The organism is Faecalibacterium sp. IP-1-18, from assembly GCF_023347355.1.
In the GTDB taxonomy this organism is placed as follows: Bacteria; Bacillota; Clostridia; order Oscillospirales; family Ruminococcaceae; genus Faecalibacterium; species Faecalibacterium prausnitzii.
Genome location: NZ_CP094472.1, coordinates 1,382,960 through 1,398,954, shown reverse-complemented (window position 1 = coordinate 1,398,954; position 15,995 = coordinate 1,382,960). Strand labels below are relative to the sequence as shown.

The 15,995-nt window shown below is 58.5% G+C and carries 17 protein-coding genes and 1 pseudogene; 3 read left to right on the top strand and 15 right to left on the bottom strand.

The window, feature by feature from the left end:
• Positions 1-43: 43 nt before the first annotated feature.
• On the bottom strand, positions 44-1,129 hold the full coding sequence (gene prfA, locus MTP43_RS06660; protein WP_113621002.1) for a peptide chain release factor 1: 1,086 nt from the start codon (positions 1,127-1,129) through the stop codon (positions 44-46).
• 50 nt (positions 1,130-1,179) lie between these two features.
• The gene (locus MTP43_RS06655) at positions 1,180-1,371 is read right to left on the bottom strand and encodes a DUF951 domain-containing protein (RefSeq protein ID WP_113621001.1); all 192 of its coding nucleotides are present in this window, start codon (positions 1,369-1,371) and stop codon (positions 1,180-1,182) included.
• A 201-nt stretch (positions 1,372-1,572) separates the two neighbouring features.
• Here MTP43_RS06655 and MTP43_RS06650 point away from each other — a divergent pair, with 201 nt between their 5' ends.
• Positions 1,573-2,508 carry a S1 RNA-binding domain-containing protein gene (locus MTP43_RS06650; protein WP_005926464.1) on the top strand — a complete coding sequence of 312 codons (936 nt, stop codon included), beginning with the start codon at positions 1,573-1,575 and terminating at the stop codon, positions 2,506-2,508.
• Between the two features lie 108 nt (positions 2,509-2,616).
• Complete coding sequence (locus MTP43_RS06645) at positions 2,617-3,168, top strand: DUF4364 family protein (RefSeq protein WP_005926470.1); 552 nt, start codon at positions 2,617-2,619, stop codon at positions 3,166-3,168.
• Positions 3,169-3,232: 64 nt separating this feature from the next.
• Here MTP43_RS06645 and spoIVA read toward each other — a convergent pair whose 3' ends face one another.
• The 3 genes from spoIVA to MTP43_RS06630 form a co-directional block, all read right to left on the bottom strand.
• A complete protein-coding gene (gene spoIVA, locus MTP43_RS06640; protein ID WP_005926472.1) occupies positions 3,233-4,726 on the bottom strand; it encodes a stage IV sporulation protein A in 1,494 nt (497 codons plus the stop codon).
• A 263-nt stretch (positions 4,727-4,989) separates the two neighbouring features.
• On the bottom strand, positions 4,990-6,324 hold the full coding sequence (gene aspS / locus MTP43_RS06635) for an aspartate--tRNA(Asn) ligase (protein WP_005926474.1): 1,335 nt from the start codon (positions 6,322-6,324) through the stop codon (positions 4,990-4,992).
• A 162-nt stretch (positions 6,325-6,486) separates the two neighbouring features.
• The gene (locus tag MTP43_RS06630) at positions 6,487-7,095 is read right to left on the bottom strand and encodes a sugar transferase (RefSeq protein WP_097783853.1); all 609 of its coding nucleotides are present in this window, start codon (positions 7,093-7,095) and stop codon (positions 6,487-6,489) included.
• 208 nt (positions 7,096-7,303) lie between these two features.
• On the opposite strand from MTP43_RS06630, the pseudogene MTP43_RS06625 reads away from it, so the two are divergent.
• A pseudogene (locus MTP43_RS06625) lies at positions 7,304-8,667 on the top strand (MATE family efflux transporter).
• A 66-nt stretch (positions 8,668-8,733) separates the two neighbouring features.
• On the opposite strand, the gene MTP43_RS06620 reads toward MTP43_RS06625, so the two are convergent.
• The 10 genes from MTP43_RS06620 to MTP43_RS06575 form a co-directional block, all read right to left on the bottom strand.
• Positions 8,734-9,480, bottom strand: a complete 747-nt coding sequence (locus MTP43_RS06620) for a ZIP family metal transporter (RefSeq protein WP_413467107.1) — start codon at positions 9,478-9,480, stop codon at positions 8,734-8,736.
• Positions 9,481-9,533: 53 nt separating this feature from the next.
• A complete protein-coding gene (locus MTP43_RS06615; protein WP_015538401.1) occupies positions 9,534-9,698 on the bottom strand; it encodes a hypothetical protein in 165 nt (54 codons plus the stop codon).
• Between the two features lie 328 nt (positions 9,699-10,026).
• Complete coding sequence (locus MTP43_RS14500) at positions 10,027-10,377, bottom strand: pentapeptide repeat-containing protein (protein ID WP_162789036.1); 351 nt, start codon at positions 10,375-10,377, stop codon at positions 10,027-10,029.
• Positions 10,378-10,580: 203 nt separating this feature from the next.
• Positions 10,581-11,114, bottom strand: coding sequence for a TIGR00730 family Rossman fold protein (locus MTP43_RS06605; RefSeq protein WP_005926504.1), 534 nt, complete (start codon positions 11,112-11,114; stop codon positions 10,581-10,583).
• A gap of 22 nt (positions 11,115-11,136) precedes the next feature.
• Positions 11,137-11,709 (bottom strand): chromate transporter, encoded by a 573-nt coding sequence (locus tag MTP43_RS06600; RefSeq protein WP_005926506.1) that lies wholly within the window; start codon positions 11,707-11,709, stop codon positions 11,137-11,139.
• Entirely contained in the window at positions 11,706-12,275 is a 570-nt protein-coding gene (locus tag MTP43_RS06595; protein ID WP_044960640.1) for a chromate transporter, read from the bottom strand. The genes MTP43_RS06600 and MTP43_RS06595 overlap by 4 nt, the downstream gene beginning before the upstream one ends.
• 18 nt (positions 12,276-12,293) lie before the next feature.
• Complete coding sequence (locus MTP43_RS06590; RefSeq protein ID WP_005926510.1) at positions 12,294-13,031, bottom strand: acyl-[acyl-carrier-protein] thioesterase; 738 nt, start codon at positions 13,029-13,031, stop codon at positions 12,294-12,296.
• Between the two features lie 66 nt (positions 13,032-13,097).
• Entirely contained in the window at positions 13,098-14,330 is a 1,233-nt protein-coding gene (locus MTP43_RS06585; RefSeq protein WP_249235167.1) for an ABC transporter substrate-binding protein, read from the bottom strand.
• On the bottom strand, positions 14,327-15,175 hold the full coding sequence (locus tag MTP43_RS06580) for an ABC transporter permease (protein WP_005926514.1): 849 nt from the start codon (positions 15,173-15,175) through the stop codon (positions 14,327-14,329). The genes MTP43_RS06585 and MTP43_RS06580 overlap by 4 nt, the downstream gene beginning before the upstream one ends.
• Complete coding sequence (locus tag MTP43_RS06575; protein ID WP_005926516.1) at positions 15,175-15,990, bottom strand: ABC transporter permease; 816 nt, start codon at positions 15,988-15,990, stop codon at positions 15,175-15,177. Before MTP43_RS06575 ends, MTP43_RS06580 begins: the two co-directional genes overlap by 1 nt.
• Positions 15,991-15,995: the final 5 nt, after the last annotated feature.

The following is a 15,995-nucleotide window of genomic DNA, read 5'->3' as shown; positions in this document are numbered from 1 at the left end:
CTTGGCAGTCGTTTGGATGGTTTTGCACCCGCAAAACCGGGTTTTACCCGCCCAGCCTTTGCAGCTTTTCGGTCTGCTCATGGGTGGCAAGAGCATCGATCACCTCATCCAGATTGCCGTCCATGATCTTTTCCAGATTATGGACGGTCAGGCCGATGCGGTGGTCGGTGCAGCGATCCTGCGGGAAGTTGTAGGTGCGGATCTTCTCGCTGCGGTCGCCGGTGCCCACCTGCCCCTGACGCTGGGCGTTGATGGCATCCTGCTGTTCCTTCTGTTTTTGCGCAAGCAGACGGCTGCGCAGGATCTCCAGCGCTTTATCCTTGTTCTGGAACTGGCTGCGCTCGTTCTGGCACTCCACCACCGTACCTGTGGGGATATGGGTCACGCGGATGGCACTGGAGGTCTTGTTGATGTGCTGACCGCCCGCACCGGAGGAGCGGAAGGTATCAATGCGCAGATCCTTCATGTCCAGCGCAAAGTCCACCTCCTCTGCCTGCGGCATTACCGCCACAGTGGCGGTGGAGGTGTGAATGCGGCCTTGGGTCTCGGTCTCCGGCACACGCTGCACCCGGTGCACCCCGCTCTCGTACTTGAGGCGGTTATATGCGCCTGCACCGTCCACCGAGACAATGGCTTCCTTTACGCCGCCAAGTTCGGTCTCGTTCAGGTTGAGCAGTTCCAGCGTCCAACCACGGTTCTGGGCGTACATGGTGTACATGCGCAGCAGGCTGTGGGCAAACAGGGCGGCTTCCTCGCCGCCGGCACCGCTGCGGATCTCCATGATGACGTTTTTGCCGTCGTTCACGTCCTTGGGCAGCAGCAAAATTTTGAGATTATTTTCCAGCTTTGCCACATCTTGACTTTTTTCGCTGATTTCCTGCTGTATCATCTGCTTGAAGTCCGGGTCCAGTGAACCGGGCTCCTCCAGCAGGGCTTTGGCCTGCGCCAGATGATCCAGCGCGGTCTGCCAGTCCCGGTAAGCCTCCACCACCGGCTCGGTGTCGTGGTACTCCCGCATCAGCTTGCGGAACAGCGCCGGGTCGGCGGCGGTATCGGGCTGGTTCAGCCGTATGGAAAGTTCCTCAAAGCGGCGGCAGACCGCATCCATCCGGGAAGAAATATCTTGCATCCTTGCAGTTCTCCTTACAAATTCGTTCCGGTTCGGGTGCGTTGGCTGCGCTACTGCACGCTGCCGGGCTTTACCACCTTTTTGATGTTCTTTTCAATTTTGGCGCGGGGCAGCATGACCTCGCGTCCGCAGCCGGTGCAGCGGATTTTAAAATCCATGCCCACCCGCAGCACCTCGAAGCTGGATGCCCCGCAGGGGTGCTTTTTGCGGGTGAGGATGGTATCTCCCACAGCGATGTCCATATTTATCCGACCTCTCCCTTCTTTTCTGCCGCGCAAGCGCCCGGCAGAGCCAGTGTGTGCCGCCGCCCGCTGAGCGGGTGCTGCGCATACAGATATAGTATAATGCAAAGCCGCACAAAATGCAAATATCTGCGCACACTGCTGCATATCGTTGTAGCATCGCACAGAGACCCGAAAACCATATAGAAAGAGGAATGAAACATGATGCAAGCTTATCGTACCGAAAACAGTTACCGTTCTGCCGCCCGTTTGTCCCCTGCCGAGCTGCGGGCTGCCATGGCCAGCGGCGAAATTTTACAGGCCACTGCCCTTGCCTTTGACACCCGGCGGCAGCTGCGGTTTGAGCTGGGCGGCGTAAAGGCGGTGATGCCCTTTGCCCAGTGCGCAGACGGTGCCGAGACAGGTACCGTGCGGGATATTGCGGTGCTGACCCGGGTGGGACGCCCCACCTGTTTTGTCATCGAGGGGCTGGACACGGACGAGGACGGCGCGCCCTGCTACCGGCTTTCCCGCGCCGAGGCGCAGCGGCTGTGCAAGGCGGAGTATCTGGACACCCTTTCGCCCGGGGATATCCTGCCCTGCACGGTGACCCACATCGAGCCGTTCGGCGCGTTCTGTGATGTAGGCTGCGGCATCAGCGCCCTGCTTCCCATCGACTGTATGTCGGTAAGCCGCATCTCCTCCCCTGCCGACCGGGTCAGCGTAGGGCAGCAGATTTTGTGTGCCATCAAGAACCGGGACGCGCAGGGGCGCTTTGTGCTGACTATCCGGGAGCTGCTGGGCACATGGGCAGAGAACGCCGCCCGGTTCACCGTAGGCGAAACGGTGGTGGGCATCGTGCGCAGCGTGGAGGAATACGGCACCTTTGTGGAGATTGCGCCGAACCTTGCCGGGCTTGCGGAGAGCTGCTCCGGTCTTGCGCCCGGGCAGGCGGTAAGTGTCTACATCAAAAACATCCTGCCGGAAAAGATGAAGATCAAGCTGGTCATCGTGAACCACGCCCTGAGCCAGCCCCACCGGTTTGAGCTGCGGTACTTCATCACCGAGGGACATCTGGACAGGTGGGTGTACTCCACACCGGAATGCCCCAAGCGCATTGAGACAGATTTTGCCGTTGCGGCTTGCAATCCGGGCTGAAAGCCTTTATACTAATAGAAAGAGTTTTTGTCTGCCCGCTGCCCGCCCTTTTGGCAGCGGCGCAGACCTTTGATACCATGTGAAAGCGCAAGGGGGATGTAAGGAACGATGAGCGCCAATGATGCTTTTACCGCCGGTGTCCGTCCCGGCGGCCTGACCAGCAGCACCGAGATCCGGTTGCTGCTGTGCTATCTGGTGAAAAACGCCGGTCCCATTACCCGGCAGGAGATTGAGAACGCCCTGATGGAGGAAGCCCTTGTCAACTATTTTGAGATCGGCTCCTGTCTGGACGATATCACAAAACAGGCGCTGGTCACCCTGACCGGCGACAGCTACACCATTACCGACAAAGGCCGCAAGGTAGCGCAGGAGCTGGCCTACGACCTGCCCCGCAGCGTGCGGGAGCGGGCGGTGGCTGCCGTGCTGCGCTGCCAGACATGGGCCCGCAAGGAGGCCAAGTACAGCGCCCGCATCACCGAAAAGGCCGATGGTCACTGCACCGTGCGCTGCACCGTAAAGGGGCTGGACAGCGAACTGTTCTGTCTGGAACTGGGTGCGCCCGACCGGCTGAGCGCCGAACTGGTGAAGAAGCAGTTCATCCTGAAGGGCAACGAGATCTATCAGCTGCTGATCAACAAGCTGACCGAGGAAGAAAAATAAGACAGAACGATCCCCGCCCGCTGTAAGCAGAACTTACGGCGGGCGGGGATTTTTTCAGATACGCCTAGATCAGGATACAGATCAGTCCAGTGCAGCCCTCGTTGATGACCCGCTCCAGCGTTTCCTGCAGGCGGGTGCGGGCTTCCTGCGGGATGTGGAGCAGCTTGTTCTGCAAGCCGTCGTTCACCAGCTCGTGCAGACTTTTGCCGAAAATGTTGGACTCCCACAGCTGCACCGGGTCGTCCGCAAAGTCGGCCAGCAGGCTCTGCACCAAGTCCTCGCTCTGCTTCTCGGTGCCCACGATGGGGCTCAGTTCCGTGTGGATGGTGGCCTTCATCATCTGGATAGAGGGCGCGCAGGCTTGCAGCCGCACCCCGCAGCGCCCGTCCTGATGCACGATCTCCGGCGGTTCCAGATGCAGCTCGTCGATGGAGGGCATCACAATGCCGTAGCCGGTGGCTTCCACCTGCTCCAAGGCGCTGCGCACCTTCTCGTAGGCGCGTTTTGCCCGGGCAAGCTCCATGATGCAGGGCATCAGCCCCGCCTCGTCCCCGATGTCCAGCCCGGTCTGCTCGCTGAGCACCTGATAAAAGATCTCCGGCTTTAACTCCAAGCTCACCCGCACACTGCCGGCGGCAAGATCTGCGCCCGCCACTGCCGAGCGCTGCACGGCATCGCATTCCAGCGCAGGGGCGTCCGTTCCGGCGGGCAGATCCTTCATGCGGGACACCCGCTCTGCCAGCTGCATGGCAGCTGTGTACACCTGTGCTTGCAACCAGTGCCCGGGCTCCAGCATGGTCACCCAGCGGGGCAGAGCAAAATCCAGCTCCTGCACCGGAAATTCATACAGCACCCGCCGCAAAATCTCCCCCAGCATGGCGGCGTCCAAGTCCACGCAGCTTACCGGCAGCACGGTGCGGCGGTAGTCTCGCGCCATGCCCTCGGCCAGCTGCCGGGTCTCCGGCGCGTCCGGGTGGGTGCTGTTGAGCAGGATGATATAAGGCTTGCCCAGCGCTTCCAACTCGGTGACGACCCGCCTTTCGGCCTCTGCGTAGCCCGCCCGGGGGATATCGCTGACTGAGCCGTCGGTGGTGACCACCACCCCGATGGTGGAGTGCTCACAGATCACCTTGCGGGTGCCGGTCTCTGCGGCAAGGTCAAAGGGCACTTCCTGCTCAAACCACGGGCTTTTGACCATGCGGGGCTTTGCGTCCTCCTCGTGCCCCATGGCACCCTCCACCATGTAGCCCACGCAGTCGATCAGCCGCACCCGGCACGCCCCGCCGCCCTCCAGCTGCAAGGGCACGGCGGTCTCCGGGATGAATTTCGGCTCGGTGGTCATGATGGTGCGCCCCGCTGCCGACTGCGGCAGCTCGTCCCGGGCACGTTCCCGGGCAGCGGCAGAGCCGGACATGGCGGGCAGCACCAGCTGCTCCATGAACCGCTTGATAAAGGTGGATTTGCCGCTGCGCACCGGCCCCACCACACCGATGTAGATATCCCCGCCGGTGCGTGCGCCGATCTCGCGACAGATGCTGTTCTGTTCCTGTTTCTCCAAGGTCCTTCTCCCCTTCCTGTTGCGCTGCGCACCGCGCCCGTAGGGGTGGGTGTGCTCGTTGTATCGTATGAAAAGGGAGCGCTTATTATGCCGGGACGATCTTAAATGCCCTCCGCTTTGCTCTGGGCATAATCAGCGGAAAAATTATTTTATATAATTGCAATTGAAGAAAATCTGCGGATTTTCCTCAATTGCCTTTTCACGGGACTCAAAAAAGAGCTGCCGTGCAAACACACAGCAGCTCTCAGAAAGGTTTTATGAAATCACGGGGTCAGGCGGTTGGGGCCGCGGAACAGGAACTCGGCGTCCTTGATGCTCAGGCCGCACAGCAGCATGGTCAGGCGGTCGATGCCCAGACCAAAGCCGCCGTGGGGCGGGCAGCCGTACTGGAAGAACTCCAGATAGAACTTGACATCATCGGCCAGACCCTTCTCCTCGGCCTGCTTCTTCAGCACCTCGTAGCGATGCTCGCGCTGGGCACCGGTGGTGATCTCCACACCGCGCCAGATCAGGTCGTAGCCCTGCGGCACGCCGTTCTCATCGCGCATGTGGTAGAAAGCGCGCTTCTCGGCGGAGTAATCGGTGATGAACAGGAACTCGTGGCCGTAGTGCTTCTTGACCCAGTCGTAGCTCAGGCGCTCGGCCTCGGTGGTCAGATCGCCCTTCTCGCTCTCGTCCACGGTGTAGCCGAACTCTTCTTCCAGAGCCTTGTACAGGTCTGCCAGCTTGACCACCGGGAACGGGGTGGTGGGCACGATGACTTCCAGTCCGAACAACTCCTTGATCTGGTCGCCGTAGCTGTCCTTAACGGCCTGCAGACCGGCGGTCAGCAGCTCCTCTTCCATCTTCATCACGTCTTTGAAGGAGGTGATGTAGCTGAACTCCAGATCGAAGCCGGAGAACTCAGTAGCATGCTTGTTGGTGTAGCTCTTCTCAGCGCGGAACACGGGACCGGTCTCGAAGATACGCTCAAAGCCGGCAGCCATAGCCATCTGCTTATAGAACTGGGGGCTCTGTGCCAGATAAGCGTTGCGGTCGAAGTAGTCCACCTTGAACACCTCAGAGCCGCTCTCGCTGGCAGCAGCGATCAGCTTGGGGGTGTGGATCTCGATGAAGTTGCGATCCAGCAGGAACTTGCGCATGGCGTTGACGAAGCAGCTCTGTGCCTTGAACATCAACTGGTTCTCGTCGGTGCGCAGGTCGATCCAGCGGTAGTCGATGCGCTGGTCGATGCTGGAGCGCTCCACAGCCTTCTTTTTCTTGGTGGCTGCGATCTCCTTGCGGACGATGGGCAGTGCATTGGCGGTGCTCTCCACCTCGATGCTCTCGGGGATCATCTCCACGCCGCCCATCTTGACGTAGTCGTTCTCCATCACCTTGCCGGTAACGGTGATGACAGAGTCCGGGGTGAGCTGGTCGATGGTATCCACCAGCTCGGGGTGGTCGGCCTTCTCCACCGTGATCTGCAGCTTGCCGGTAATATCTTTCAGCACGATAAATGCCATATACTTGCTGTTGCGCAGGTTCTCGATAAAGCCCTGCACCTTCACCGTGCCGCCGATGGCCTTTTGAGCCTCATTGATATAGGTGCGTTCCATAATACAGGAATCCTCCTTTAACGTCTTGTGTACTGTTTTATTATACGCTTTTCAGGGGATAAATCAAGAGATATGCCAATTTCAGCCGCTCTGTGCTGTGCTTTCTGTAAAAATGGAGACACCGGAGCGTCAGCCAAGGCTCCGGTGTCTCCATATAATAGATCATTTTTCATCGTGCAGGGTGCCAGTGCCGCCCTCTACCACGCCGTCATGCTTGAGCACAGCGGTAATGGTGCCAAAGAAGCACTTCACATCCAGCCCAAAGCTGATGTGCTCCACATACCAGCCGTCCAGCTTTGCCTTTTCGGCGATTTCCAGCTCGTCCCGGCCATGGATCTGCGCCCAGCCGGTCAACCCGGGGCGTACATCGTTTGCACCGTACTTATCCCGTTCGGCCAGCAGGTCGTACTGGTTCCAAAGCGCTGGGCGCGGGCCGATGACCGCCATATCCCCCACAAGGATATTCCACAGCTGGGGCAGCTCGTCCAGACTGGTCTTGCGCAGAAAGCGTCCCATGCGGGTGATATACTGCTCCGGGTCGTGCAGCAGATGGGTGGGCATATCGTGGGGGGTATCAATGCGCATAGTGCGGAACTTGAGGATCTGGAAATGCCGCTTGCCGATGCCCACACGCTTCTGCCGGAAAAACACCGGCCCGGGCGAGTCCAGCTTGATGGCAATAGTCAAAAGCAGCAGCAGCCACGAAAGGCACAGAATGCCGCAGGCCGACAGCAAAATATCCAGCAGCCGTTTGATCCGATTCCGATACATAAATCCAACTTCCTCCGTTTTCTACGGGTCTACCGCCTTATTATAGCAGTATGGGCAGCATTTTTCAATTGCAGGCTGTACCCGGCGGGTGATATTTGCCGCTTTTGGAGAGAACAGGGCGCTTCACCTCTTGTTTTTTACCTAATATCGCGCTATAATAAGCAATTGCTATGTTCACGCAAGGCTTATTATAGGAGGTAGACAACTCATGGCTACGACCAGCCGTTCCGCAGACCTGACCAGCGGGCCCATGCTGCAAAAGATCATCTTGTTTTCCGTGCCGCTGGCGGCATCCAGCATTCTGCAATTGCTGTTCAACGCCGCCGATGTTGTGGTGGTGGGGCGCTTTGCGGGCAGCACGGCGCTGGCCGCCGTGGGCTCCAACGGCGCGTTGATCAACCTGCTGGTCAACCTGTTCGTCGGGCTTTCGCTGGGTGCCAATGTGGTGGCAGCCCGGTGCTTTGGCGCCCGGGACGAAAAGGGCGTGCAGGATACGGTGCACACCGCCGTAGCGCTGGGCTTAGTCAGCGGCGTGCTGCTGGCGGTGGTGGGGGCTTTTGCGCCGCGCGCGGTCTGCTGGAGCTGATGAGTTGCCCGGAGGACGTGATCAGCCTTTCCACCCTGTATCTGAAGATTTATTTCATCGGAATGCCCATGACCATGCTGTACAACTTCAGCAGTGCGCTGCTGCGGGCCATGGGCGACACCAAGCGCCCGCTGTACTGTCTGGCCGCTGCCGGCGTCATCAACGTGGTGCTGAATCTGGTCTTTGTCATCGGCTTTTCCATGAGCGTGGCGGGCGTGGCACTGGCCACCATCATCAGCCAGACTGTGTCCGCGCTGCTGGTGACCGGGATGCTCGTCCGGGAGGAGGGCGCACTGCGGCTAGACCTGCGGCGGCTGGCCTTCCACGCCGGGACGCTGAAGCAGATTTTGCTCATCGGCCTGCCTGCCGGGCTGCAAAGCACGGTGTTCAGCCTTTCCAATGTGGTCATCCAGTCTTCCATCAACTCCTTCGGCTCCATGGTGGTGGCGGGCAACTCTGCTTCCTCCAATCTGGAGGGCTTTGTGTACACCGCCATGAACGCCTTTGCACAGGCCGCTGTTACCTTTACCAGCCAGAATATCGGCGCGCGCAAGTACCACAACCTCGACCGGGTGATCCGCAACTGTCTGCTGTGTGTCGTGGTGACCGGCCTTGTGCTGGGCGGTGGCGCAGCACTGGCGGGGCACCAGCTGCTGCGCTTCTACTCCTCGGACACTGCGGTCATCGCCACCGGCGCCGAGCGGCTGCGCCTGATTTGCGGCTTCTATCTGCTGTGCGGCATCATGGACGTGCTGGCCAGCAGCCTGCGCGGGCTGGGCTACAGCGTGCTGCCCATGGTGGTAAGCCTTGTGGGTGTGTGCGTGCTGCGGCTGGTGTGGATCGCCACTATTTTCCAGCTGAACCGCACCCCTTTTATGCTGTACATCAGCTACCCCATCAGCTGGGCACTGACCGCACTGGTGCATCTGGCCTGCCTGCTTGTGGTGCGGCGGCATCTGCGCCAGAAGCAGCAGCAGACGGTATAAATCCTTTTTGCATAAAAGCAGCGCCGGGCAGACCAAAAAAGTCTGTCCGGCGCTGCTTTTACTATATCACAGGGCCACATCCAGTGCCATCATCAGCGCAAACCCCAGCACGATGCTGATGACACCGGCCACTTCATCCGGTTCCACCGCCTCAGGGATCATCTCCTGTGCGGTCACACACACCATACAGCCCGCCGCCGCGCTCATGAGCCACGGCAGCGCTGCGCCTACCCACTCGGCCAGCACAAAGGCCAGCACCGCGCCCAGGGGCTCCACCAGTCCGGAGGCCGCCCCGGCGGCAAAGGACTGCCCCCGGGTGCGCCCGCTCTGGGTCAGCGGCAGACTGACCGCCGCCCCCTCCGGGATATTCTGCAAGCCGATACCCAGGCTCAGTGCCAGCGCGCCGCTTACGGCATCTGCGTCCCCGTGCAGCGCCAGCGCCGCAGCCAGCCCCACCACCATGCCTTCCGGCAGGTTATGCAGGGTGACCGCCAGCACCATACGCCCGCAATGCCCGGGGCCGCCCGCCAGCAACTGCCCGGCGGCATCCTCCAGCCGTAAAAGCCCCACAGCGCCTAAAATGAGCCCCAGCGCCGGGGGCACCCATGCCGCCCTGCCCTCCGACCGGGCAATGGCCGGCAGCAGCAGGCTCCACACGCTGGCCGCCAGCATGATACCCGCCGCCATTCCGCACAAAATGCGCCGGGTTGCCGGCCTTGTCTGCCTGCGCAGCAAAAACACCCCTGCTGCTCCCAGCGCGGTACACGCCGCCGGGAACAGCCAGACACAAAGTGTGAAAACGATCCGGTTCAAGCCGCATTCCCCCTTTGCCCTTTGTATGCACAAACGGGCAAAAGAGTGCAGGCTCAGAAATCGTCCTCAGTGCTGTCGCAGCTGTCTGCATCGCAGTCTGCGTCATCGGATGCAAAGCTATCGGTGCTGTCCGTGCTGAAATTGCGCTCGAATGCGGTCATGTACTGGGCATAGCCCTCGTCGCCGGTGCCAAAGTAGCCAAAATCAAAGTCTTTCATTGTAGTACCCTCCATAAATGTTCTTGTCGTTCAGCCCTCCGGGGGATGTCCGTCCCTCGTTGTGTCTCTATTATCCACATTTACAGTACAATAAAAAGGATTTTATGAGTATTTTTCAAATTTTTCTGTTTTTGTACTTCCCGCCCGGCGGTACAGGCTCTATCCCGCGCTTTATTTTTACCAAAAAGTCTTTGACTTTTGGCGAAACTTTATGACAACTATGTAGATTCTTTACATGGATTATAACTTTCGACCAAAATCCTCTTGATTTTTTTCAAAAACGGATTAGAATATAGCATCGCAGTGAGGTGCTACCGAAAGCCCGCTGCTAAACATTTACAAGAAGACTAAGGAGATCATTGATATGAAACTCAAGAATATTTGCATCGCTGTTGTTGCTCTGGCTCTGGCTGCTGGCATGACCGCCTGCGGTGGTACTTCTGCCGCTTCTGCTTCCTCCACCTCTGAGGCTGCTTCCGCAAGCACCACCGCTGTTTCCGAGGCTGCTTCTTCTGAGGCTGCTTCCTCTGAGGCTGCTTCTTCTGAGGCTGCTTCCTCTGAGGCTGCATCTTCCGAGGCTGCTTCCTCTGAGGCTGCTTCTTCTGAGGTTGCTTCCACCACTGCCGCCTAAGTTTAACGCGCACAGCGTACATAACAGGATAGCAAAAGGCCGTTGCACATTATTTTGTGCAGCGGCCTTTTTGATTGCGCAGAAAGATTTAAATGCCCTCCGCGTGTGCTATGGGCATAACCAGCGGAATGATTTTTTTCGGGATACCGGGTCATCTGCGAACGCCCCGGTATCCCATTTTTATGAAAAAAGACCGCCGCACAAAGCCATGTACAGCAGTCCCTCGCGTTTGAGAAGTAAGCTTCCCAATATCATTTTTCAAGGATTGCGCGAATCTGAGCAAGGTCGGCGGCAAAGGCGATATTCCGCTGCCGCGCCGGAGTGGAAAGCCCCATGGTGATCATCTGCTGCAAAAGCTGGTGCAGAGGCTGGTAGTAGCCGTTCAGGTCGTAGAGGATGCAGGGCGCGTTCAGCTGTCCCAGAGACAGCTTGCTGATGACCTCGGTGATCTCCTCCAGCGTGCCGGTGCCGCCGGGAAACGCGATAAAAGCATCCCCCAGCTCGATCATTTTGGTCTTGCGGGCGGAGATATCCTCGGTGACGATCAACTCGGTCAGTCCCTCGTGCTGCAGTTCTGCGTCCAGAAAGCACTTGGGTTCTACGCCGGTCACCCTGCCGCCTGCGGCCAGCACACTGTCGGCCAAAAGCCCCATCAGGCCGCTTTTGCTGCCGCCGTACACCAGCGCGTTGCCGCTTTCGCCGATCCAGCGCCCCAGCTGCTGCACGGCCTGCGGCAGTGCAGGGTCGGTGCCAAGGTTTGCCCCCAGATACACGGTAATGTTCATTGCAGTATCCTTTCTTGCCGGGTCAGATGCTCCACAGCACCGCGCCCAGCACCGCAGAAAGTAAGATCATCCCAATGGGGGACGGTGCTTTCTGCGTTTTCTTTTTATAGGCAAAATGCAGAATGCCCAGCAGGGCAAACACCGCCAGTGCACGCACATCCGGGGCAAAGCCGCCGGCAAGGGTGGTAAAGCCCCCCAGCGTGGAAAGCCCCATAGTGCAGGCGGTAGCCAGGATCATAGCCACCACGCAGGGGCGCACCCCAGCCAGAAAGGCGTTGACCCCGGCGTACTTCATCAGGCTGTGCAGCGCCGCCGCGATCAGCAAAATGATGACAAAGGAGGGCAGCACCACCCCCACCGTTGCCACAAAGGAGCCTGCCAGCCCCGCCTGCGAAGCGCCGATAAAGGTGGCCATATTCACTGCCAGCGGGCCGGGCGTAGACTCTGACACCGCGATAAAGCTGAGAAATTCGCTCTCGGTCAGCCAGCAGTGCCCCAGCACCGTTTCCCGTACCAGCGAGATCATGCCGTAGCCGCCGCCAAAGGACACTGCACCGATGACAAGGAAATTCCAGAACAGCTCCAACAAGATCATTTTGTGCCGCCTTTCTTCCCCTGCCCTATCGCGTAGGCCAGCACCCCGGCTGCGCCGCAAAGCAAAATGCAGCAGATGGAGGAAAATTTTACCGCCAACACTGAGCAGCCCACCATAGCCGCCAACACCACCGCCACCACTGCCGTGTTGAAGGGGGTGCGCTGCAAGTTTTTGAGCATCTTGACCCCGGCGGACAGGATCAGGTAGATGACACAGGCCTGAATGCCCTTGAAAGCATTGGCCACCACCGTCAGCTGCAAAAAGCGGTCGAAGAAGAGCGAAATAAGGTAGATGACTGCAAAGGACGGCAGGCACACCGCCAGAGTGGAAGCCGCCGCACCGGCAACACCGGCCAGCTTATAGCCGATGTAGGTGGCGCTGTTCACCGCCACAGGGCCGGGAGTGGACTCGGCAATGGCGACCATATCCAGAAACTCTTCCCGGGTGAGCCAGCGCTTTTTTTCTACAAATTCGTGTTCCAGCAGCGCTACCATGGCATAGCCGCCGCCAAAGGTAAAGGCACCGATCTTAAAAAAGGTGCCGAACAATTCTCCGGTTTTAGACATAGGCATCCCTCCATGTTTTTACTGTTTGACTGGCTCCAGCTCCAGATAGCACTCGAAAGCCGTTTTGTCTGCGTGCTTGGCAATAAAGTACCAGCCATCATCCGAAGGCGTGTAGAACACCTCCACCTGCTGCCCCATGGGGACTTCGCGGTGATAGTTGATGGAAGCGAACTTCACAACATGATCGCGCATGATCTCCTGCGGCAGTGCATCGCAGACGATATCCAGATAAAAGGCGTTGTTGATGTGGTAGTGCAGGTCGCACTGGGAGTAGCGCGCCGTAACCAGACCGGCGCTGGTCAGGCTGTCCCGGCGCTTATGTAGCAAAAGGGGCAGTTCCTCTTCCACCGTCTCGTTCCAGTATCCCTCCACCGTCCAGCCCGGCTGGCGCAGGATATGTCCATTCTCAAGGCTGGACATGATCCAGCGGCTGTCCACCATGGCTACTTCCTGCCCGGCTTCGTCCGTAAGGGTAGTGACGCGCTTGATAGAGCCACGGAGAGCCTTTTCTGAGCGGGAGCAAAGGGTCAAAGTCTCGCCACGGCGAGGCACACGGTTAAACCGCAGCGCCTGCTTGCCCACCAGAAACGCTACGCCGTGATCCTCAAAAAACTTATCGTCCATGCCAAACTTCCGGGCGTGCATGGAAGAAATCTGCTCCACATAGCGCAGCAGGGCGCTGGCCTTGAGCAGGCTGTGGCAGTCTGCATCGGCATTTTCTACCACGGCAGTATCTTCATAATAAAACTGTTCCATAGTCTTTTCCTCCTATCGGAAAAAGGCCGCCGCACCACATCCGGGACGGCAGCCTTGGCTGAACGATCAATACTGATTGCGGGTCTTTCTGCGCACTTTGCGCCAGATATTGAAGCAGGCCAGCGCCAGCATGGCCAGAAGCAGCAGCAAAAACAGGTAGCTGCCGCCGCCCTCATCGTAGCTCTTCATCTCGCTCCACTTCAGATCCAGCTCGCTGTTTACCTCATCGCTCAGGGCGGTGAACACCTTCTCGCGGGCGGCGTCCTCCTCAGACGGATAGGCGATCTCGCTGGTCTTCAGATCCTCGTCCAGCACCTCCCAAACATCGTGCATGGGGGTGGTGTAGCCGATATACTCGCTGTTGGCCTTGCCGATGTCGGTCTCGCACATGAAGTTGATGAACATCTCAGCGGCTTCCTTGTGCTCGCTGGCAGCAGGCACAGCCATGCAGTCCACCGAAAGCACACTGCCCTCCTCCGGGAACACCCAAGCCAGATCCGGGTTATCATCGATCATGGTAATGGCATCGCCGGAGTAGTACACGCCGATGGCCGCCTCGCCGCCGATCATCTTATCAAAGATCTCGTCCATGACGTAGGCCTGCACCAGCGGCTTCTGTGCCTTGAGCTCCTCTACCACCTCGTCCACCTCTTCCGGGGTGGCGGGGTTGATGCTGTGGCCGCTCTTAAATGCAGCGATAGCGTAGGCGTCGCGGCTGTTGTTGAACATCAGAATGTTGCCCGCATACTGTTCATCCCACAGGTCTGCCCAGCAAGTGGGGGCTTCGTCTACCATGGTAGTGTTGTAGATGATGCCGGTGGTGCACAGCATATAGGGTACGGTGTAGGCGTTCTGTGGGTCGTAATCCGGGTTGCGATAGCCTGCATCGATCTTCTGGAAATTGGGGATATTCTCGTAGTCAAGGGGTGCAAGCATCCCCTCGTTGATCATCTTTGCCACCATGTAGTCGGAGGGGATGATCACATCGTAGTTGGCTGCGCCGGACTTGAGTTTGGCGTACAGGGACTCGTTGGAGTCGAAGGTGGTGTAGTTCACCTTGATGCCAGTCAGCTTTTCAAAGGCGGCAACCACGTCCACACTGTCATCCGAGCCGTTGGAGATGTACTCGCCCCAGTTATAGACGTTCAGGGTGACGTTCTGCCCCTTGAAGCGGGTCCAGTCGTAAGCGTCCGACACCGAGACGTCCTCGGTCACCTCAATAGTACCGGCGGCAAGCACCGGCAGTGCGGCGCACAGCGCCACAGCCAGCGTCAGCAGCAATGCAGCAATGCGTTTCATCGTGCGCCCTCCTTTCGCAGCGTTTTCTGATCCCGGCGGTAGCTGCGGCTCTCCATGGCGTTGGACACCAGAATGACGCTGAGGATGACCACGAACATGATGGTGGACAGTGCGTAGATCTCCGGGCTGACCTTTTTACGGGTCATGGAGTAGATGGCAATGGGCAGGGTCTCCACCGTACCACAGTTGAAGTAGGAGATCATGAAGTCGTCGATGGAATAGGTCAGGCAGATGAGGAAGGCAGAAAGGATGGCAGGGCTGATCTCCGGCAGGATGACCTTGAAGAACGCCTGCCGGGGGTCGCAGCCAAGATCCAGCGCTGCTTCGTACAGCTTGATATCCAGCTGCTTGAGCTTGGGGCTTACGTTAAAGATAACGTAAGGCACGTTGAACGCGATATGCGCAATGAGCAGCGTGGGCAGACCCATGATGTTGTCCGGCAGCCATGCGGACTGCGTGGCAAAGCGCTGGTAGGCCACGAACAGCAGCATCAGGGAGATGCCGGTGATGATCTCCGGGTTGACCACCGGGATATAGGTGATGTTGGTCACCAGCAGGCGGCTTTTGCGGCTCATGGAGGCAATGCCAAGGCTGGCTGCCGTGCCCAGCACCGTGGCGATGATGGCGGACAGTACTGCCACCTCAACGGACACCCACAGCGCGTGGAGGATGGACGCATTCGTGAACAGGCTGCGGTACCATTTGAAGGTAAAGCCGGTGAACAGCGAATAGCCCTTGCTCTGGTTGAAGCTGAACACGATCATGTAGGCAATGGGCAGGTACATGAAACAGAAGAACAGGATGATGTAGACCCGCTGCATCAGGCGCAGATGTTTTGTTTTCATCAGGACACGCCCTCCATTTCATCCTCGTCAAAGCTGGATGTAAAGCTCATGCACAGCAGTACGATGATCATCAGCACAAGGCTCATGGCCGAGCCGACGTTCAGGTTATAGCTGTTACCCAAGAACTGCATCTCGATCAGGTCACCGATCAGCAGATTAGAGCCGCCGCCCAGCATACGGCTGATGACAAAGGTAGACACTGCCGGCACGAACACCATGGTGATGCCGGTGCTGATGCCCGGCACGCTCATGGGGATGAGCACCCGCACAAGGGTCTTGGTGGTGTTGGCGCCAAGATCCTGCGCAGCCTCCACAAGGCTCTGGTCGATCTTGGTCATGCTGGTATACAGCGGCAGGATCATGTAGGGCACATAGTTATACACCATGCCCAGCACCACCGCGCCGGAGGTGTTGAGCATGGTATAGGGGCCAAGGCCGATAAAGCCCAGCAGGGTGTTCACCGGGCCGTTCACGCTGAGCAGACCCATCCATGCGTAGGTACGCAGCAAAAAGTTCATCCACATGGGCAGCATGACCAGCATAAGCATGATGTGCTGCTTGTTCACCCGCAACCGGGACAGAAAATAGCCCACCGGGAAGGCGATGACCAGACAGATAACGGTAGCAATAAGCGCCAGCAGCAGACTGCGGGCAAACACCGAGCCGTAGCCGCTGATGGAGGTAAGGTTATTCAGGGTAAAGTTGCCCTCGGCATCGGTCATGGCGTAGTACACCACAATGAACAAGGGCACAACGGTAAACAGCACCATCCATACAAAGTACGGATAGGCCAGCTTTTTATCATAGATCTTCATGGCAC